Annotated in this window: 18 protein-coding genes; 8 read left to right on the top strand and 10 right to left on the bottom strand. The window is 69.3% G+C overall.

Annotated elements, in window-relative coordinates; all coding sequences use genetic code 11:
• Positions 1 to 9 precede the first annotated feature (9 nt).
• The 4 genes from WIX39_RS09000 (at position 10) to WIX39_RS09015 (ending at position 2,926) form a co-directional block, all read left to right on the top strand.
• Positions 10 to 879, top strand: a complete 870-nt coding sequence (locus tag WIX39_RS09000) for an ABC transporter permease (protein ID WP_081265660.1) — start codon at positions 10 to 12, stop codon at positions 877 to 879.
• Positions 880 to 972: 93 nt separating this feature from the next.
• The gene (gene hisN, locus WIX39_RS09005) at positions 973 to 1,758 is read left to right on the top strand and encodes a histidinol-phosphatase (protein WP_081265661.1); all 786 of its coding nucleotides are present in this window, start codon (positions 973 to 975) and stop codon (positions 1,756 to 1,758) included.
• A gap of 10 nt (positions 1,759 to 1,768) precedes the next feature.
• Positions 1,769 to 1,963, top strand: a complete 195-nt coding sequence (locus WIX39_RS09010; RefSeq protein WP_056509065.1) for a DUF2905 domain-containing protein — start codon at positions 1,769 to 1,771, stop codon at positions 1,961 to 1,963.
• A gap of 36 nt (positions 1,964 to 1,999) precedes the next feature.
• A complete protein-coding gene (locus tag WIX39_RS09015; RefSeq protein ID WP_081265662.1) occupies positions 2,000 to 2,926 on the top strand; it encodes an ROK family protein in 927 nt (308 codons plus the stop codon).
• On the opposite strand, the gene WIX39_RS09020 is transcribed toward WIX39_RS09015, so the two are convergent.
• The gene (locus tag WIX39_RS09020; RefSeq protein ID WP_234382087.1) at positions 2,899 to 4,419 is read right to left on the bottom strand and encodes a PLP-dependent aminotransferase family protein; all 1,521 of its coding nucleotides are present in this window, start codon (positions 4,417 to 4,419) and stop codon (positions 2,899 to 2,901) included. The two genes, WIX39_RS09015 and WIX39_RS09020, sit on opposite strands and share 28 nt — an antisense overlap.
• Before the next feature lie 181 nt (positions 4,420 to 4,600).
• Here WIX39_RS09020 and WIX39_RS09025 point away from each other — a divergent pair, with 181 nt between their 5' ends.
• On the top strand, positions 4,601 to 4,942 hold the full coding sequence (locus WIX39_RS09025; RefSeq protein WP_409194917.1) for a hypothetical protein: 342 nt from the start codon (positions 4,601 to 4,603) through the stop codon (positions 4,940 to 4,942).
• 122 nt (positions 4,943 to 5,064) lie between these two features.
• Here WIX39_RS09025 and otsA read toward each other — a convergent pair whose 3' ends face one another.
• The 4 genes from otsA to WIX39_RS09045 form a co-directional block, all read right to left on the bottom strand.
• Entirely contained in the window at positions 5,065 to 6,450 is a 1,386-nt protein-coding gene (gene otsA, locus WIX39_RS09030; protein ID WP_081265665.1) for an alpha,alpha-trehalose-phosphate synthase (UDP-forming), read from the bottom strand.
• Positions 6,447 to 8,369: a glycoside hydrolase family 15 protein gene (locus tag WIX39_RS09035; RefSeq protein ID WP_409194918.1), complete on the bottom strand. Its 1,923-nt coding sequence runs from the start codon at positions 8,367 to 8,369 to the stop codon at positions 6,447 to 6,449. Before WIX39_RS09035 ends, otsA begins: the two co-directional genes overlap by 4 nt.
• On the bottom strand, positions 8,366 to 9,166 hold the full coding sequence (gene otsB, locus WIX39_RS09040) for a trehalose-phosphatase (protein WP_409194919.1): 801 nt from the start codon (positions 9,164 to 9,166) through the stop codon (positions 8,366 to 8,368). The genes WIX39_RS09035 and otsB overlap by 4 nt, the downstream gene beginning before the upstream one ends.
• Before the next feature lie 76 nt (positions 9,167 to 9,242).
• Complete coding sequence (locus WIX39_RS09045) at positions 9,243 to 10,511, bottom strand: multifunctional CCA addition/repair protein (RefSeq protein WP_409194920.1); 1,269 nt, start codon at positions 10,509 to 10,511, stop codon at positions 9,243 to 9,245.
• A gap of 164 nt (positions 10,512 to 10,675) precedes the next feature.
• On the opposite strand from WIX39_RS09045, the gene WIX39_RS09050 reads away from it, so the two are divergent.
• Positions 10,676 to 11,401, top strand: coding sequence for an OmpW/AlkL family protein (locus WIX39_RS09050; RefSeq protein ID WP_106935658.1), 726 nt, complete (start codon positions 10,676 to 10,678; stop codon positions 11,399 to 11,401).
• A 21-nt stretch (positions 11,402 to 11,422) separates the two neighbouring features.
• On the opposite strand, the gene WIX39_RS09055 is transcribed toward WIX39_RS09050, so the two are convergent.
• The 3 genes from WIX39_RS09055 to WIX39_RS09065 all read right to left on the bottom strand — a co-directional run bounded on the left by WIX39_RS09055 (position 11,423) and on the right by WIX39_RS09065 (position 14,806).
• Complete coding sequence (locus tag WIX39_RS09055; protein WP_409194921.1) at positions 11,423 to 12,106, bottom strand: glutathione S-transferase family protein; 684 nt, start codon at positions 12,104 to 12,106, stop codon at positions 11,423 to 11,425.
• 98 nt (positions 12,107 to 12,204) lie between these two features.
• Positions 12,205 to 12,765 (bottom strand): MgtC/SapB family protein, encoded by a 561-nt coding sequence (locus WIX39_RS09060; protein ID WP_106935657.1) that lies wholly within the window; start codon positions 12,763 to 12,765, stop codon positions 12,205 to 12,207.
• A gap of 10 nt (positions 12,766 to 12,775) precedes the next feature.
• Positions 12,776 to 14,806, bottom strand: a complete 2,031-nt coding sequence (locus WIX39_RS09065; RefSeq protein ID WP_106935656.1) for a lytic transglycosylase domain-containing protein — start codon at positions 14,804 to 14,806, stop codon at positions 12,776 to 12,778.
• Positions 14,807 to 14,815: 9 nt separating this feature from the next.
• Between WIX39_RS09065 and WIX39_RS09070 the strand changes: the two genes are divergently transcribed.
• A complete protein-coding gene (locus WIX39_RS09070) occupies positions 14,816 to 15,433 on the top strand; it encodes a 5-formyltetrahydrofolate cyclo-ligase (RefSeq protein ID WP_409194922.1) in 618 nt (205 codons plus the stop codon).
• Positions 15,434 to 15,442: 9 nt separating this feature from the next.
• Here WIX39_RS09070 and WIX39_RS09075 read toward each other — a convergent pair whose 3' ends face one another.
• Positions 15,443 to 16,426: a LysR substrate-binding domain-containing protein gene (locus WIX39_RS09075; RefSeq protein ID WP_081265673.1), complete on the bottom strand. Its 984-nt coding sequence runs from the start codon at positions 16,424 to 16,426 to the stop codon at positions 15,443 to 15,445.
• A gap of 173 nt (positions 16,427 to 16,599) precedes the next feature.
• Between WIX39_RS09075 and WIX39_RS09080 the strand changes: the two genes are divergently transcribed.
• Positions 16,600 to 16,923, top strand: a complete 324-nt coding sequence (locus WIX39_RS09080; protein WP_106935654.1) for a DUF2917 domain-containing protein — start codon at positions 16,600 to 16,602, stop codon at positions 16,921 to 16,923.
• 65 nt (positions 16,924 to 16,988) lie between these two features.
• On the opposite strand, the gene WIX39_RS09085 is transcribed toward WIX39_RS09080, so the two are convergent.
• Positions 16,989 to 17,393 carry a BLUF domain-containing protein gene (locus tag WIX39_RS09085; protein WP_081265675.1) on the bottom strand — a complete coding sequence of 135 codons (405 nt, stop codon included), beginning with the start codon at positions 17,391 to 17,393 and terminating at the stop codon, positions 16,989 to 16,991.
• Between the last annotated feature and the right edge of the window lie 5 nt (positions 17,394 to 17,398).

A 17,398-nucleotide genomic window follows, 5' to 3' on the forward strand; every position in this document is an offset into this window, starting at 1 on the left:
GAGCAATACATGAGCACTCTCACGCCTCCCATCCGCCCCGAGTACGAGCGCACGCTCGAGCCCTTCACCGAACTGCCGGTCGAACGCACGCTGCCGCTGGGCACGCGCATCTGGTCGCAGGCCTGGCTGCGCAAGGGGCTGATCCTCGTCGCCATCGCCGTGCTGTGGGAGCTGGCCGCCCGCTGGCAGGACAACGACCTGCTGCTGCCCACCTTCACCGCCACGGCGCGCGCGCTGTTCGAGGGGCTGGCCAGCGGCGAGCTGATCGAGAAGGTGCGCATCTCGCTCGCGGTGCTGCTGCAGGGCTACCTGGCCGGCGTGCTGCTGGCCTTTGCGCTCACCACGCTGGCCGTGTCGACGCAGGTCGGCCGCGACCTGCTGGACACGCTCACGTCCATGTTCAACCCGCTGCCCGCCATTGCGCTGCTGCCGCTGGCGCTGCTGTGGTTCGGGCTGGGCCGGGGCAGCCTGGTGTTCGTGCTGATCCATTCGGTGCTGTGGCCGCTGGCGCTCAATACCTATGCGGGCTTCCAGGGCGTGCCCGAAACCCTGCGCATGGCCGGGCGCAACTACGGGCTGAAGGGCCTGCGCTACGTGCTGCAGATCCTGGTGCCGGCCGCGCTGCCGTCGATCCTGTCGGGGCTGAAGATCGGCTGGGCATTCGCCTGGCGCACGCTGATCGCGGCCGAGCTGGTGTTCGGCGCCTCGTCGGGCAAGGGCGGCCTGGGCTGGTACATCTTCCAGAACCGCAATGAGCTCTACACCGACCGCGTGTTCGCGGGCCTGGCGATGGTGGTGCTCATCGGGCTGCTGGTGGAGAGCCTCGGCTTCAAGACGCTGGAGCGGCTGACGGTGCGCCGCTGGGGCCAGCAGCGCTAGCAGCCGGCGGATTCAGGCGCCGGCCCCCGGCGTGCCAAAGCGGCCCCGGCTCGGGTCTAATCGCAGGTTTTGGCACGCGTTTCCTCCTCTCCCATGAGTTCTTCCTCTTCCGACCTCTCGCCGATCGCCGAAGCGCTGGCCGATGCCGCCGCCGCCCAGTCGATGCACTACTTCCGCACCCCGCTGGACATCATCACCAAGGCCGACGAAAGCCCCGTCACGCTGGCCGACCGCGCCGCCGAGACGGCGATGCGCCAGATCCTCGGCGCCCGCGTGCCGGCCGACGGCATCTACGGCGAGGAACACGGTCCCGAGCGGCTCGAGGCCGAACGCGTCTGGGTGCTCGACCCGATCGACGGCACCCGCAGCTTCATCACCGGCTCGCCGCTGTGGGGCACGCTGATCGGCGTGCTGCAGGGCGGGCGCGTGGTGTTCGGCATGGTCGACATGCCGGTGCTCAAGGAACGCTGGATCGGCCGCAACGACGGCAGCGGCAAGGGCGCCACGCGCGACGGCCAGCCGGTGCGCGCGAGCAACTGCACCGAGGTGGCGAAGGCCCGCATCGTCACCACCTCGCCCGACATCTTCGCGCCCGCCGACTGGGCCGCCTTCGACAGGCTCAGCCGCCAGTGCGCGATGCGCCGCTTCGGCGGCGACTGCTACGGCTACGCCCAGCTGGCGGGCGGCACCATCGACCTGGTGGTCGAGACCGGCCTGCAGCCCTACGACTACCTCGGCCCGGCCGGGCTGATCGAGGCGGCCGGCGGCGTCATCACCGACTGGCAGGGCCAGCCGCTGGGCCTGAAGTCCGACGGAAGGGTCATTGCCGCCGCAACGCCCGAACTCCACCGACAAGCGATGGCCCTGCTCTCGGCCTAGACTGTCCGGCATGTTCCGCTGGCTGATCGTCGTCGTCCTTGCCCTGGTGCTCATGAGCGGCCTGACCGCCTGGCTGCGCCGCTTCGGGTTCGGGCGGCTGCCCGGCGATTTCGAGTTTCGCGCCTTCGGCCGCGAGTGGCAGCTGCCGATAGCGAGCACCGTGGTGCTCAGCATGATCGCGGCGCTGGTCGCGCGCCTGCTGTAGCGGCGCCCCTGACCTGAGAGAGAGAAGACCCCCGCAATGAGAGCCTGCGTAGACATCGGTGGCACCAAGGTGGCCGTGAGCCTTTCCCCCTCGAGCGACACGCCGCTGGTCGGCCGCCGCAGCGAGCCGACCGCCAAGACCGGCGACAACGACGCGGTGGCGGTGCAGATCATCCGAATGATCGAAGAGGTGTGCGCGGAGCAGGGCGTCGACCCGGCCACGGTCGACCGGGTGGGCGTGTCGTCCACCGGTCCGTTCGAGCTGCGCGACGGCCTGGTCGAGCTGGCCACGCCCAACATCTGCGGCGGCATCGCCGGCCCCTCGCGCGGGCTGCCCAATTCCTGGATGACCGCCATCATCGAAGCCCCGCTGGTCAAGCGCTTCGGCAGCGTGCGCGTCGAGAACGACGCCGTCGCCGCGCTGGAGGCCGAGCGCCACTGGGGCGCGCTGAAGGGCCTTGACAACTGCGCCTACGCCACCTGGAGCACCGGCGTGGGCGTGGGCCTGTGCGTGGACGGCCGCGCGCTGCGCGGCAAGAACGGCAACGCCGGCCACGCGGGCCACAGCTTCGTGGTCGACGACGCCAGCGGCGCGCTGTGCGGCTGCGGCAACCACGGCGACGTCGAGGCGCTGGTGAGCGGCAGCTCGATCGAGCACCGCTTCGGCCAGTCGGCGGCCGAACTTTTCAGCGCGGCCGCGGCGGGGGAGCCCAAGGCCGTCGAAACGGCCGAGGCGCTGTGCCGCATCGTCGGGCGCATGCTCTACAACATGGTCATCACGCTCGACCTGCAGCGCATCAGCCTGGGCGGCAGCGTGTTCTCGCACAACAGCGACTTCGTGCTGCCGCGCCTGCAGGCGCAGATCGACGGCAGGCTGCTGCCGCTCACGCGCGGCGTGCTGCTGGTGCCCGCCGGCCTCGGCGACAAGGTCGGCGACTACGCGGCCCTGGCGCTGCTCGACTGAGACTGAGCCGGAGAAGAAGGCGCCTTGCGCCGCTCGGCCGTGGCCGGCGGCGCCACGCCGCAGCCTTCGGCCACGATGGCACCCAGCCGGCGCAGCCCGGCATCGACCGCGTCCGAATACGGCCAGCCGCAGTTGATGCGCAGGTAGTGGTCGAAGCGCGGCGAGTTCGAGAACTGCGCGCCCGGCGCCACCAGCATGTGCTCGCGCAGCGCCGCATCGAACACCGAGACCGACGACAGCCGCTGCGGCAGTTCCACCCACAGCTGCAGCCCGCCGCGCGGCAGGTTCAGCCGCGTGCCCTGCGGAAAATACCGGGCGATGGCGTCCGCCGTCTGGTCGCGCTGCACGTGCAGCCGCTCGCGCAGCCGGCGCAGGTGGCGGTCGTAGGCGCCGCCCGCGATGAACTCGCCCGCCGCTATCTGCGCCAGCGCCTCGTTGTTGCGGGTCTGCGCGTACTTGAGCATTTCCACCTGCGCATGCCAGCGCCCGGCGGTGATCCAGCCCAGCCGCAGCCCGGGCGCCAGCACCTTGTGCAACGAGGCGCAATAGATCACGTTGCCGGTGCGGTCCCATGACTTCAGCGCGCGCAGCGGCGTGTCGCTCTCGACCAGGTCGCTGTAGGTGTCGTCCTCGACCAGCGCGATGCCGTGGCCCTCGCAAAGGTGCACCAGCCGCTGCTTGTGGGCGTCGGGCATCACGCTGCCGATGGGGTTCTGCAGGTGCGGCACCACCACCACGGCCTTGATGTCGTCGTAGGTCTGGATGGCCAGCTCCAGCGCCTCGATGGAGATGCCGGTCTGCGGGCTGGTCGGGATCTCGAGCGCGCGCATGCCCAGGCTCTCGAGCACCTGCAGCAGGCCGTAGAAGGTGGGCGACTCCACGGCCACCGTGTCGCCCGGTTTGGCGATGGCGCGCAGCGCGAGGTTCAGCGCCTCGATGCAGCCGTTGGTGACCAGCACCTCGTCGGGCGCCACCGTCATGCCGATGCGCAGGTTGCGCTGCGCCACGGCTTCGCGGAACTGCAGGTGGCCCTTCTGCGACGAGGCGGTGGTCAGCAGCTCGGGCCGCTGGCGCAGCGCGCGCGTCATCGAATTGCGCAGCGCTTCGGCCGGGTACAGCTCGGGGGCCGCGCGGGCGATGGCGAAGTTGAGCTTCACGCCTGTGTGCCGCCCGCGCGCCATGAAGTTGGCCATGCGCTCGCGCATGCTGACGAACCGCGCGGGGTCTGGCGGCACGTCGGCCACCGGCTCTTCCATGGGCGCGATGGCCATGCGCTGCGGCCGCCGCACGAAATAGCCCGAACGGTCGCGCGCTTCGACCCAGCCGTCGCTTTCCATCGCGCGGCAGACCTGCAGCGCGGTCGACAGGCTGATGTCGTGCAGCCGCATGAGGCTGCGCAGCGACGGCAGCTTGTCGCCCTGCTTGAGCGAGCCGGTGTGGATCGCGTCCACGTAGTGGGCGGCAAGCTGGCGGTAGAGCGGTAGCGAGTCCATGGGGCAGATGTTCCACCGATCGGGCACTGGAAAACAGATGCAGTTGCTCGGGAAAACCACCATAACAGATGCGCCCGGACGTCGGCTGTTATGGCCGCAATAGCCGGTGCGTGTGCCTGTTTTTTGGGCAGCCGAATTCCTACGATCAGTGCCCGACCACCGCTTTTTTCAAAGGCACGCCATGATCACCACGCTCTCTTCAGCCCCCGCCTTGGTCACCCTCGAGCCGGGCCAGTCCCTGCGCACCGCCGTCGATGCCGGCACGTCGCTGCAAGTGGCCGAAGGCCGGGTGCGGTTGGTGTCGCCCCCGAGCTGGTTCGGCGAATCGCTGTTCATGACGGAGGCCGCGCTGGACGAAGGCGATGTCCACCGGCTGGACCGCGGCGGCTGGATCGAGGTGACGGCGCTGCACGCACCCGTGTCGCTGCGCATCCACGCGCCGTACCAGCCGCATGTGCCCGCGCAGGACGATCCGGAACTGCGGCCCGTGATGCGGCTGATGCGCCTGCTTACGGGCTGGTGAGGCTGAGGAGACTGTCCTTCATGGCGCGTGCACAGGCCACGCTGCCGGTTCTCGGCCGATCAACCAGTGCCCCGTCGGCGCGAGCGCGCCCCGAAAAACCCCCGACGAACAAAAGCAGAAGATCAGCGCTCGCTGTCCACCTCGCGCAGCGCATCCAGGAAGGTGCGCCGCCACCAGTGGATGTCCTGGTCGCGGATGCGCGACAGCAGCTTCTGGTGCCGCTCGCGCCGTTCTTCCAGCGGCATGTGCAGCGCCTGCTGCACGGTTTCCGCCGTGCCGTGCGTGTCGTACGGGTTCACCAGCAGCGCCTCTTTCAGCTGCTCGGCCGCGCCGGCAAAGCGCGACAGCACCAGCACGCCGGGGTCGGCCGGGTCCTGCGCCGCGATGTATTCCTTGGCCACCAGGTTCATGCCGTCGCGCAGCGGCGTCACCAGCCCCACGGCCGCCGCGCGGCACAGGCCCGGCACGCGCTTGCGCGCCACCATGCGGTGGATGTAGCGCACCGGCATCCAGTCGAGTTCGCCGTAGTCGCCGTTGATGGCGCCGCACAGCGACTCGAGCTCGCGGCGGATGTCGGCGTAGGCGTCGACCGTCTCGCGCGTGGGCGAGGCGATCTGTATCAGCGTCGCGCTGCGCCGGTTCTCGGGGTAGTGCGCCAGCAACTCGCGGAACGCCCGCACGCGCTGCGGAATGCCCTTGGAATAGTCGAGCCGGTCGATGCCCAGCAGCAGCCGGCGCTGCGAATACTCGCGCTTCATGGTCTCGTACATGTCGCGCGATTCCTTCGCATGCGTGAGCGCGGCGAACTCGTCCACGTCGATGCCGATCGGGAACGCGCTGCAGCGCACCGTCTGCCCGTAGGCGCGGTACATGTCGTCGCCCAGGTACTGGCCGCGCGCCTCGTTGCGCACGTAGTGCTCGAAGTGCTGCACGTCCTGCTGGGCCTGGAAGCCGATCAGGTCGTAGGCGAACAGCGAGCGCATCAGCCACTCGTGCTGCGGAATGGCCGCGATGATGATCTGCGGCGGCAGCGGAATGTGCAGGAAGAAGCCGATGCGCTGCTTGCAGCCCATCGCGCGCAGCTCGGCCGCCAGCGGTATCAGGTGGTAGTCGTGCACCCAGATGATGTCGTCTTCCTTCAGCAGCGGCAGCAGCTTGCGCGCGAACAGCTGGTTCACGCGCCGGTAGCCGCCGATGAAGCCGGCGTCGAAGTGCGCCAGGTCGAGCCGGTTGTGGAACACCGGCCAGAGCACGTCGTTGCTGTAGCCGAGGTAGTAGCTGTCGTGGTCCTCGCGGCTCAGGTCGATGGTGGCGAGCGTCACCTTGCCGGCCTGCTGCCGGTGCAGCTCGCCTTCGCCGGTCGGCCCGCCTTCGATGATCTGCCCGCTCCAGCCGAACCACAGGCCGCCGCTTTGCTGCAGCGATTCGCCCAGTGCCACGGCCAGGCCGCCGGCCGCGGGCTTGCGTGGGTCGGCCACGCGGTTCGAAATGACGACGAGGCGGCTCATATGGCGGAGTCCCACGGAGCGGACAGGCGCACCGCCGCGTTGATGATGCCGACCATCGAATAGGTCTGCGGAAAGTTGCCCCACATCTCGCCGGTGACCGGATGCGTGTCTTCCGACAGCAGCCCCAGCGGGTTGCGCGCGGCCAGCATGGTCTCGAAGATCTGGCGCGCCTCGGCCTTGCGGCCGATCTTGGCGAGTGCGTCGATGCGCCAGAAGGTGCAGATGTTGAAGGCCGTCTCGGGCTTGCCGAAGTCGTCGGCGGCCTCGTAGCGGCGCATGTACGGGCCGTCGCACAGCGACTTCTCCATGGCGTCGACGGTGGAGATGAAGCGCGGGTCGCGCGCGTCGATCAGGCCCACCTCCACCATCAGCAGGATGCTCGCGTCGAGCTCGTGCCCGCCGAAGCTCTCGGCAAAGGCCTGCCGCTCCTCGCACCACGACTTGGTGAGGATCTCTTCCTTCATGCGCGCCGCGTGGCCGTGCCAGTAGGCGGCGCGTTCGGGCAGGTCCAGCGCGCGGGCGATCTTGCTGAGCCGGTCGCAGGCGGCCCAGCTCATCAGCGCCGAGCTGGTGTGCACGCGGGCCCGCGTGCGCAGCTCCCACATGCCGGCGTCGGGCGTGCCGTAGACGCGCACCGCCTGTTCGCCCACCGCCTCGAGGTGCGGGAACTCCGCCAGCCCCGCGCGGCTGAGCAGCCGGTGGTCGTGGAAGGCCTGCGCAGCGCCGAGCACGATGTTGCCGTACACGTCGTGCTGGAAGTGCTCCTGCGCCTGGTTGCCCACGCGCACCGGGCCCATGCCGCGATAGCCCGGCAGGCCTTCGACGAAGGATTCGGGCAGCTCGCGCTCCAGCCCGATGCCGTACAGCGGCTGGATGTGCTCGCCGTGCGAGCCGATCACCACGTTGCCCAGCCAGCGCAGGTAGTCTTCCATGGTGCCCACTTCGCTCAGCGAATTGAGCGCGCGCACCACGAAGAAGGCGTCGCGCAGCCAGCAGTAGCGGTAGTCCCAGTTGCGCTGGCTGCCGGGTGCCTCGGGAATGCTGGTGGTCATGGCGGCGACGATGGCGCCGGTGTCCTCGTACAGCGAGAGCTTCAGCGTGATGGCCGCGCGGATCACCGCGTCCTGGTACTCGAAGGGAATCGCCAGGCGCTTGGTCCAGGTGCGCCAGTAGGCGATGGTCTCCTGCTCGAACTTGCGCGCGGTGTCGGCAATGCCGTCCGTCAGCGTCTCGTCCACGCCGAACATGAAGTTGTATTCGCGCGAGATCACGAAGGGCCGGCGCGAGAGGATGTGCGAGATCGACGCATCGGTGTTCAGCCGAAGCGTGAGGTCGGGTCCCACGTAGCGGATGTGGTTGCTGCCGCGCGTGACTTCCACCGGCGCCGAGGCGCCCCACTGGAAACGCGGATCGAGCGACACGCGGATGCGCGGCGCACCGGCAATGGGCCGCACGCGGCGCACCATCATCAGCGGGCGGAAGTAGCGCGAGCGGCTGTAGAAGCGCGGCGCGAAGTCGGTGATCTCGATGCCCTGGCCCGCGCTGTCGAAGAGCTGCGTGCGCAGCACGGCGGTGTTCGGCTCGTACCACTGCCTGGCTTCGGCGAAGTCCTCGATGTCGATGCTCCACGCGCCGGCTTCCTCGCCCGGGTGCAGCAGCGCATTGAAGACCGGGTCGCCGTCGAAGCGCGGCAGGCAGCACCACACGGCGCGTCCGCGTCCGTCGATGAGCGCGCTGTAGGCGCAGTTGCCGATCACGCCGACATCGAGCGACGGCTCGGCCGGCGGCGCGAAGCCGCGCGGTCCAGGGGCGGCGGCGGCCTTGAAGTCGACCGGTGCGCGGTCGTCGGGACCGGCGGCGCCGGCCACTGCCGCGCCGGCGTGCGCTTCGGGGGCCGTCGATAGTTGCTGTTCGCTCATCCGGGGTTCCTCGGGGATTCGGTGTCTGTTGTCTTGCGTGCCGCGGGCGCCGCCAGCAGGTCGCGTGCCTGTACCAGCCATTCGTAGACTGCGCGCGGCGATTCGAGCCGGTGCAGCGCCAGGCTGGGGCCCGAGCCCACCTTCACGCCGACGCCGCCGCGCGGCTGCACCACCGCGAAGCCGCTCTCGTCGGTGGTGTCGTCGCCGAGGAAGACGGGCGTGCGCCCGGTGAACGGCGCCTCTTCCATGAAGGCATTGATGGCAATGCCCTTGTTGATGCCCGCGGGCTTCACCTCGAACACGAACTTGCCGTGCATCAGTTCTATCTGGGGGTCGTGCGCGATGGCGCGCGACATGGCGTCGCGGCACACCGCCTCGAGCTGCGGCGCGAGCCGGTAGTGCAGGGCGATGGCGGCATGCTTGCGCTCCACCAACAGGCCTTCATGTACGCGCGCGAGCTCGTTGGCAACGTCGAGGATGGAGGCAAGGTCGGGCGGGCGCTGCTCCTGCATGCGGCCCTTGGCGTCGCGGCGCTGCACGCCGTGCTCGCCGGCCGCCGGCAGGCGCAGCGGCGCCAGGAAGCGGTCGATGGAGTCGATCTGGCGGCCCGACACGACGGCGAGCGCGCCGCCGAGCTGGTCGCGCAGGTCGCTCAGGAGGGAAACGAGGGCAGGCGGGATCTCGATGGCTTCAGGCGTGGGCGCGAGCCCGACGAGTGTTCCGTCGAAGTCGAGAAAGAGGGCTGAATCCCGGCCCAGCGGAGGAGGCAACTGCAAGTTGCTGGAGGACTTTGGCATTGGGAAAAACCATAGCACGGGCGCCCGGCATCCCGTGTCGGCCAAAACCGGCTGTGCGGCAGGGCCTTGGGCGCTTTCAGCCCGCCGATGCCGCCACGGCCGCCACGGCATCCACCCGGGCCTGGTGGATCGCCTCGCCGATCTTCGGGCCGCCGGCGCCGGCCTGCTGGGCGGCGCGCGCCACCACGTCGGTGGGCACGGCCGCCGCGGTGGCCAGCACGGCCAGCAGCCGGGGGCGTTGCGGATAGGCCGTGTCCTCGAAGCCGAGCCGCCCGCGCGCGTCGCACTCGCAGGCCAGCAGCGCCTCGGCAAAGCGCGCGGGCTTGCGGAAGGCGTCGCAGCGCTCCAGCAGGCGCACCAGCTCCGCCGCATCGAGCGAGCCGCTGGCGTGGATGTGGCCGTGCTCGCGCGCCACCACCTCGGCCAGCTCGCGGACGTCCACGGGCACGCGCCAGCGTTCGCACACCTGCTGCAGCAGTTCGGCGCTGCGCTTCTCGTGGCCGGTGTGGCGCGGCAAGACGTCGGCCGGCGTGTTGCCCTTGCCCAGGTCGTGCATCAGGCAGGCGAAGCGCACCGGCAGCGAGGCCTGCAGCCGCGCGGCGGTGTCGAGCACCATCATCAGGTGCACGCCGGTGTCGACCTCGGGGTGGTGCTCGGCGCGCTGCGGCACGCCCCAGAGCCGGTCGACCTCCGGCAGCAGCACGGCCAGCGCGCCGCAGCCGCGCAGCACGTCGAACATGCGCGAGGGCCGTGTTTCGGCGAGGCCGCGCGACAGCTCCTGCCACACGCGCTCGGGCACCAGCGCGTCGACTTCGCCGGCCGCGACCATCTCGCGCATCAGCGCCATGGTCTCGGGGGCGACGCCGAAGTCGTGGAAGCGCGCGGCGAAACGCGCCACGCGCAGGATGCGCACTGGGTCTTCGCGGAAGGCGTCGGTCACGTGGCGCAGCACCTTGTCGCGCAGGTCGCGCTGGCCGTGGAAGGGGTCGGCCAGCGTGCCGGGCGTGGGGTCGAAGCTGCCGTCGGCATTCACCAGCTCGGCGGGCAGCGCGATGGCGTTGACGGTCAGGTCGCGGCGCGCGAGGTCCTGTTCCAGCGTGACGTCGGGCGAGGCATGCACGGTGAAGCCGCGGTAGCCCGGCGCGCTCTTGCGCTCGGTGCGGGCGAGCGCGTACTCCTCGCGCGTCTCGGGGTGCAGGAACACCGGAAAGTCGCGCCCCACGGGCAGGTAGCCGCGGGCCACCATGGCTTCGGGCGTGGCGCCGACCACCAGCCAGTCATGGTCGGACACGGGGCGCCCTAGCAGCCTGTCGCGCACCGCGCCGCCGACGAGAAAAATTTTCATGAATGCAGTGTAGGGATACTCCGTACCTCAAAAATAGAACGGTCGTTCGATAATTTCCGGCGCGGAGCGGGCCACCATTCGTCCGGCGGGCGAATGTCAGCGGCGGCTAAAAGCCGAGGCTGCGCCGCGCAGAGGGATTTTTCAACCAAAGGAGCTTTCACATCATGAAGAAAACAGTGTTTGCGTTGGCCGCTCTGGGCGCCCTGGCGTCCGGCAGCGCCATGGCGCAACAGGGGGGCGACTGGGTCATCGGCACGGGCTGGTTCCATCTTTCGCCGCAGGACTCGAGCAAGCCGCTGACCGTGACCTCCCCGATTCCGGCGGTGCTGCCCGGCTCGGGCGCCAGCGTGAGCGACTCCGACACCCTGGGTCTCAATGCCACCTATTTCCTCGACAGCAACTGGGCCGTGGAAGGCGTGTTCGGCGTGCCGCCGAAGTTCAAGCTCAACGGCACCGGCACGCTGGGCCGCGTCGGCCAGCTGGGCGAGGCCCGCCAGTGGAGCCCGACCATCCTGGGCAAGTATTTCTTCAACGACGCCAACTCGGCGTTTCGCCCCTTCGTGGGCCTGGGCGCCACCTATGTCTGGTACAGCGACGTGCAGCTCACGTCGAACCTGCAGGGTGCGCTGGCGCAGCAGTTCGGCGTGTCGCCGTTCCGCGTGAACACCACGGCCAAGCTCGACAGCAAGTTCGCACCCGTGTTGAACGCCGGCGTGGCCTACCAGTTCGACAAGCACTGGGGCATCTCGTTCTCGGTGTCGTACATCCCGCTGAAGACCACCGCCAAGCTGACGACCACCTCGATCACCGGCCTGCCGGTGGCCACGAGCCAGGCCAGCCTGAAGCTGAACCCGATCGTCACCTACCTGGCGGCAACCTACCGGTTCTGACCGCCATCCTCTTCGAGGACCTTACCGCCCCGTGCGGTAGGGCTCCTCGAACTGCAGGAAATCCTTCTCCGCCAGTCCGCCGTCGATCCAGGCCTTGACGCCCGGCAATGCCTGCACACGTTCGATGTAGGCCGTGATGTGCGGCGGCACCGGCAGTCCGTAGGTCTTGATGCGCGTGCCCACCGGCGCGAAGTAGGCATCGGCGATGCCGAATTCGCCGAACAGCATGGGGCCGCCGTGCGCGTCTAGCAGGCCGCTCCACATCTGCACGATGCGCGCGAGGTCGCTGGCGACCGTGGGCTCTTCCTTCATCAGCCGCGCGCCCACTTCGGGCAGCGAGGCTTCGAGGTTCATTCCGCAATGGCCGCGCAGGCCGCCGAAGCCCGAGTGCATCTCGGCGCAGACGCTGCGCGCGCGCGCACGGTCCGCCGCGTCGCGGGGCCACAACTGCTTTTCAGGGAAGGTCTCTGCCAGGTACTCGGCGATGGCCAGCGTGTCCCAGACCACCAGGTCGCCGTCGACCAGCACGGGCACCTTGGCCACCGGGTTGATGGCGGCGATGGCGCTCTTGAACTTCGAGTCGGCTTCGAAGGAATCGAAGCGCACCATCACTTCCTCGAAGGGGATGCCGGCCTGCTTCATCAGCACCCAGGGGCGCATGGACCAGGACGAGTAGTTCTTGTTGCCGATGTAGAGCTTGCGCATGAGAGTCTCCCGGGCGTTGGGTGCAAAGTTCTAAATGCTAGCCGCGCGCCACGGCCCGATTGATGACGAACGCGGCGCGAATTGATGCGCCGGCGCCTTCAGCGCGCGGGCGTGTCGTCGGCCGAGGCGATGACGCGCGGCGCGGTGCCGTCTTCGCCGCCCTTCTGAGGGCCGGTCACGCGCTCGATCAGACCCACGAGGCGCGGCACCAGCGACAGCACCGCCAGCGCCAGCAGTGCGCTCAGCAGCGCGGTGGCTTCGCGCCCGAGGCCGCAGGCCATGCCGATGGCGGCCGTCATCCACAGCCCGGCGGCGGTGGTCAGGCCCTGCACGTGGCTCTCGTCCTTGCCCTGCTTGAGGATGGTGCCGGCGCAAAGAAAGCCCACGCCCGCCACCAGCCCCTGGATCACCCGGCTCATGTCGGCCGGCACGATGCCGGTCTGCTGCGGTATCAGCACGAACATCGCCGAGCCGATGGCCACCAGCATGTGGGTGCGCACGCCGGCCGCCTTGCCCGCCTGCTCGCGCTCGAAGCCGAGCAGGAAGCCCAGCGCGGCGGCCAGCGTGAGGCGCAGCACGATGCGCGTGAGCTGCGCGACGTCGGTCACGTCCGAGAACTCGGACGCGATGGTGTCCAGGACCTCGTCGCGCCAGCTCATGCCGCAAGCCTCAAGGCAGGTCCTTGTTGGGTTCGGGCTCGGCGGCGTCGCGCGGGCCGATGCGGCCCAGGCGCTCCTTCAACGACTGCGGCCGGCCGCTGATGATGGCGGCGTAGTTGGTGGTGTTGGCCAGCACCTTCTTCACGTAGTCGCGCGTCTCGCTGAAGGGCACGTTCTCGGCCCAGATGGCGGCGTCGAGCACCGGGCCGTTGCGCCAGTTGCGCGGGCGGCCCGGGCCGGCGTTGTAGGCAGCGGCGGCCAGCGCCATGGAGCCGTCGAAGTCGTCGAGCGCCAGCTTCAGGTAGTTGGTGCCGATGGTGATGTTGGTCTCGCGGTCATTGATCTGGTTGGGCGAGAAGTCGGTCAGGCCGATCTTGCGGGCCGTCCAGCGCGCGGTGGCGGGCATGACCTGCATCAGGCCCGAAGCGCCGACGCCCGAGCGCGCATCCATGATGAAGCGGCTTTCCTGGCGGATCAGGCCGTAGACGTAGGCCGGGTCGAGGCCGATGTCCTGGCTCTTGCGCAGCACCGTGTCGTGGAAGGGCATGGGAAAGCGCTGATCGACGTCGACCACGCCCTTGGTGCGCTCGCTGGTGTTGATGCAGCGGTCCCACACCTCGCGCTGGCAGGCGAAGTCTGCCGCGGCCAGCAGGGCGCGGTCGTCCATGCCGCCCTTGTCGTGCAGGTTGGTGGCGTAGTTCCACTCGCGCGTGCCTTCGGGGCGCAGGCCGATCGCGATGGCATAGAGGCCGCGGGCCAGCGACGGGTTGGCGCGGGCGGCGGCTTTTTCTTCGGGCGTGAGCGGGGCGGGGCGGGTGGGCACCACGGTGCGCTGGCCCAGCTCCTCGAGCGCCAGCATTTCGTAGAAGCCGCGCGAGCCGGCAATGCTCTGGTAGAGCTCGCGGGCCTGGGCTCGGCGCTCTTCGCTGCCGCTGTTGGCCAGCGCGCGGGCCTTCCAGTAGACCCAGGTGGGGTCGAGCTGGGCGGTTTCGCTCATGGCGTTGATGGCGGGCGCCACCTCTTTCCATTGGCCGGCGCGCAAGGCGGCGCGCACGCGCCAGCCGAGCATGTCGTCCGACAGGTCGCTGTTCTTGGTGACGTTGGCGAAGTAGGTGCCGGCCTGCGGCGACAGCTTGTTCGCTGCCTGGCGGCCGATGGTGCCCCAGAGCCAGTTGCGCTCCTCGGCCGAGAGCATCGGGCCCCATTTGCCGTCGAGCTGCGACGCGGCCATGTCGGGATCGGCGATGGCCACCTTGATGAGCGCGAGCACCACGAGCTCCTTGCGCGACTTGGCGGCCACGAAGGCACGCCCGGCCAGGAACTTGGCGGCGCTGGCGTTCACCTCCTCGAACAGCGGCAGCGCGTCGGGCGCGGCGATGGTGACCGCGCCGCGCGCGGCCTGCGGGCGGTTGGCCTCCATGGCCAGGCGCGCCTTCTTCCAGGCGTCGGCCGGCGTCATGAGGCGGGCGGCGACCATGCGGTCGGCCGCGGTGAGGCAGCCGTCGTCGGCGTCTTTCTGCGCGAACCAGTTGCGGCGCACCTCGTCGGCCTGCGCCTGGGTGGCGGTGCCGCTGCGCAGCGTGTCGACCAGCGTGGCGTAGCAGCGCACCTGCGCATCGTCGCCCATGCGGAAGCCGGCGATGGCGGCGGAGAAGTTGTCCCAGTCGCGGCGCTGGCCGGTGAGCAGCAGCCAGTCGTTGCGCAGGCGGTCTTCCTGGTAGGTGCCGGCATAGCGTGCGAAGAAGTCCTGCACCTCGGTGGGCGAGGCTTCCTGCAGGCGCGCCTTGAGTTCCCAGTAGGCGGCCCAAGGTTCCAGTGCATGCCCGCGGGCCTGCGGCAGCAGGGCCGACAGGCGGGCCTTGTCGCCGCGCTGGAAGGCCTGCTTCATCTGGATGAGCACGTCGTCGTTGGTGTTGTTCTGGGCCGCGGCGGGTTGCTGGGAGAGCAACGCGGCGAGCGCCAGGACAGCGGAAAAAACGAGTGCGGGAGTTGCGCCGCGCGGGCGGCGGCGCTTGGATGCCAAAATGCTTGGGAACTGCATCGGGGGATTATGGACAAGTCAAAGGATGCCGACACCTCGGCGACCGCGAGTTTTCTTAAGGATCAGCTGCGAAAAGCACTGATCGAGCAGCGACTGGCAATGCCCGACCGCATGGCGCGCGCCGATCTCCTGCAGCGCGTGATGCGGATCTGGCTGGTCGGCCGGCCCGACACCGTGATCGGCGCCTACTGGCCGATCAAGGGCGAGTTCGATCCGCTGCCCGCTCTGCACCGCTGGAAGGAGGACGGCGAGCTCATGGAAGAGCCGCAGCGCCGCCGCATCGGACTGCCGGTGATCGACAAAGTTCACAAGACCCTGACCTTCCATGCCTGGTATCCGGGCTGCCAGATGGAAGAAGACGCCTACGGCATCCCCAAGCCCAAGGACACCGAGCTGATCGTGCCGACGCTGCTGTTCGTGCCCTGCGTGGGCTACAGCGCGGGCGGGTACCGGCTGGGCTACGGCGGCGGCTTCTACGACCGCACGCTGGCGGCGCTGGAGCCGCGGCCGTTCACGGTGGGGCTGGGGTTCACCCACGGCTTCCTGGACGACTTCGAGCCCGAGGCGCACGACCTGCCGCTCGACGCCATCCTGAACGACAACGGCGTGGTCTGGCCCACCAGCTGAGCCCCCGGCTCAGTCGAGGTTGTCCACCGTGTCCGGGTCGGGCACCTCGCCGATGGTCTCGCGCGTGGTGATGGCCTGCGTCTGCAGCCAGTCCCAGAAGGCCTTGATTTCCGGCCGCAGCGCGTTGCGCGGGCCGGCGATGAGCCAGTAGGCCATCGGCGAGTCCATGCGGTGCTGCGGCAGCACCTCGACCAGGTCGCCGTTGGCCAGGCTCTCGGCAATCAGCGAGCTGCGCGCCAGCGTCACGCCCTGGCCCGTGAGGGCGGCCTGCACCATCTGGTAGGCGTAGTTGAAATAGAGCCAGCGCTTGGGCTGCGCGCGTTCCTGGCCGTTCACCTCGAACCAGCGGCGCCAAGTCAGCCACTCGAGGTGGGTGCGGTGGGCGTCGCCGGCCTCGATCAGCGTGAACCGGGTGATGTCGGCCGGCGTCTTGATGGGCGGGCTGCTCTTCAGCAGCCAGGGGCTGGCCACCGGCGTCAGCGTTTCGCCGAACAGGCGCACCGCGCCGGCCGGCATGACCTCGCGCGGGCCGTAGCGCAGCGCGATGTCGACGTCGGCCACTTCGAGGTCGACCGCCACGTCGCTGGCGTCGATGCGGATGTCGATCTCGGGGTTGTCGCGCTGGAAGGCTTCCAGCCGGGGAATCAGCCACATCGACGCGAACGATGCAAAGGTGGTCAGCGACACGCTCTTGCGCCCCGCGCTCTGCCTGATCTGTCGCACCGCCGTGTCGATGCGCGGCAGCGACTGCTGCACCGCCAGCAGCAGCTGCGCGCCGGCGCTGGTGAGCTCCACCGCCCGCGTGTGGCGCAGGAACAGCGCCACGCCCACTTCTTCTTCCAGCGACTGGATCTGCCGGCTGACGGCCGACTGGGTGAGCGCCATTTCCTCGGCGGCGGCGCGGAAATTCAGGTGGCGGGCGACGGCCTCGAAGGCGCGCAGATGCCCGGCCGAGATCGGGCGGGAGCGCAAATGGGTTTGCGAATGTTGCATGAGTATGACTTCGGGCGGCAATCCGGCGGCCGGATGCATTGATGCGAAACGGGCATCAGTAGGCTACCTCCTTTTCATTGGACTGCCAACGGGCCAGAAACGATCATTCATTCCCGAACTGCGCAATTGCCTTCTGTCTGTCAAGCGCTTCGGCAAGCCCAGGAGTCCTCATCATGTCCACCGCCGTCTGCACCACCGAATCGCTCTCGTCCCTGTCCGTTCCCGCCCGCACCGCCACTGCCGCAGTGCCGCCAGCCGTGCGCCGCGGCGCCTGGCAGATCGCCCCCGGCGAGGCGATGAGCCTGAAGGCGCGTTCGACCAGCGTGCTGCGGGTCAAGCAGGGCCGCGTGTGGGTCACCCCCGACGCCACGCTCGCCAATCCCAGCGAAGACCTGGTGCTCGCACCCGGGGAATCGCTCACGGTGGCGGCGGGCCAGCGCATCGTCATGGAAGCGTGGGACGGCTACGGCGCGACCTACAGCTGGGACAACGCCTGACCCTCCGCCAACCCTGCGCTCGAGAGAGGCGGCTTCGGCCGCCTTTTTCTTTGCTTGGGCGTTCCTCAGCCGTTGATGTCGAAGCTGGGCCGCAGCGCCAGGAAATGCAGCAGGGCGGTTTCGCCTTCCAGTGCGTGCACGCCCGACATCAGATGCGGCCCCTCGCTTTCCGCCAGGCCCAGCCCGAAACCGGTGTAGCGCCGGTTGCTCAGTGCGCCTTCATAGGCGATGCGTACATCGACATGGCGCGGGTCGCGTTCGATCCGCTGCATCAGCGCCTGAACCGCCTCGCGCGGCCCCTCCAGGTGCTGGCAAAACCGCAAGCCGTCGAAAACCAGCAGTCCCGTGATGCCATGCTCGGCGTTGCGCCCACGCGCCTGGCTGACGATCGCGCCCACCGTTCGGGGTGACAGGTCCTGCACGAGGGTGCTGCAGTAGAGGATTTCGTAAAGCGTCTGGTCTTGCGTCATGCGTC

The sequence above is a fragment of the Variovorax sp. AB1(2024) genome (assembly GCF_037482385.2).
Lineage (GTDB): Bacteria > Pseudomonadota > Gammaproteobacteria > Burkholderiales > Burkholderiaceae_C > Variovorax.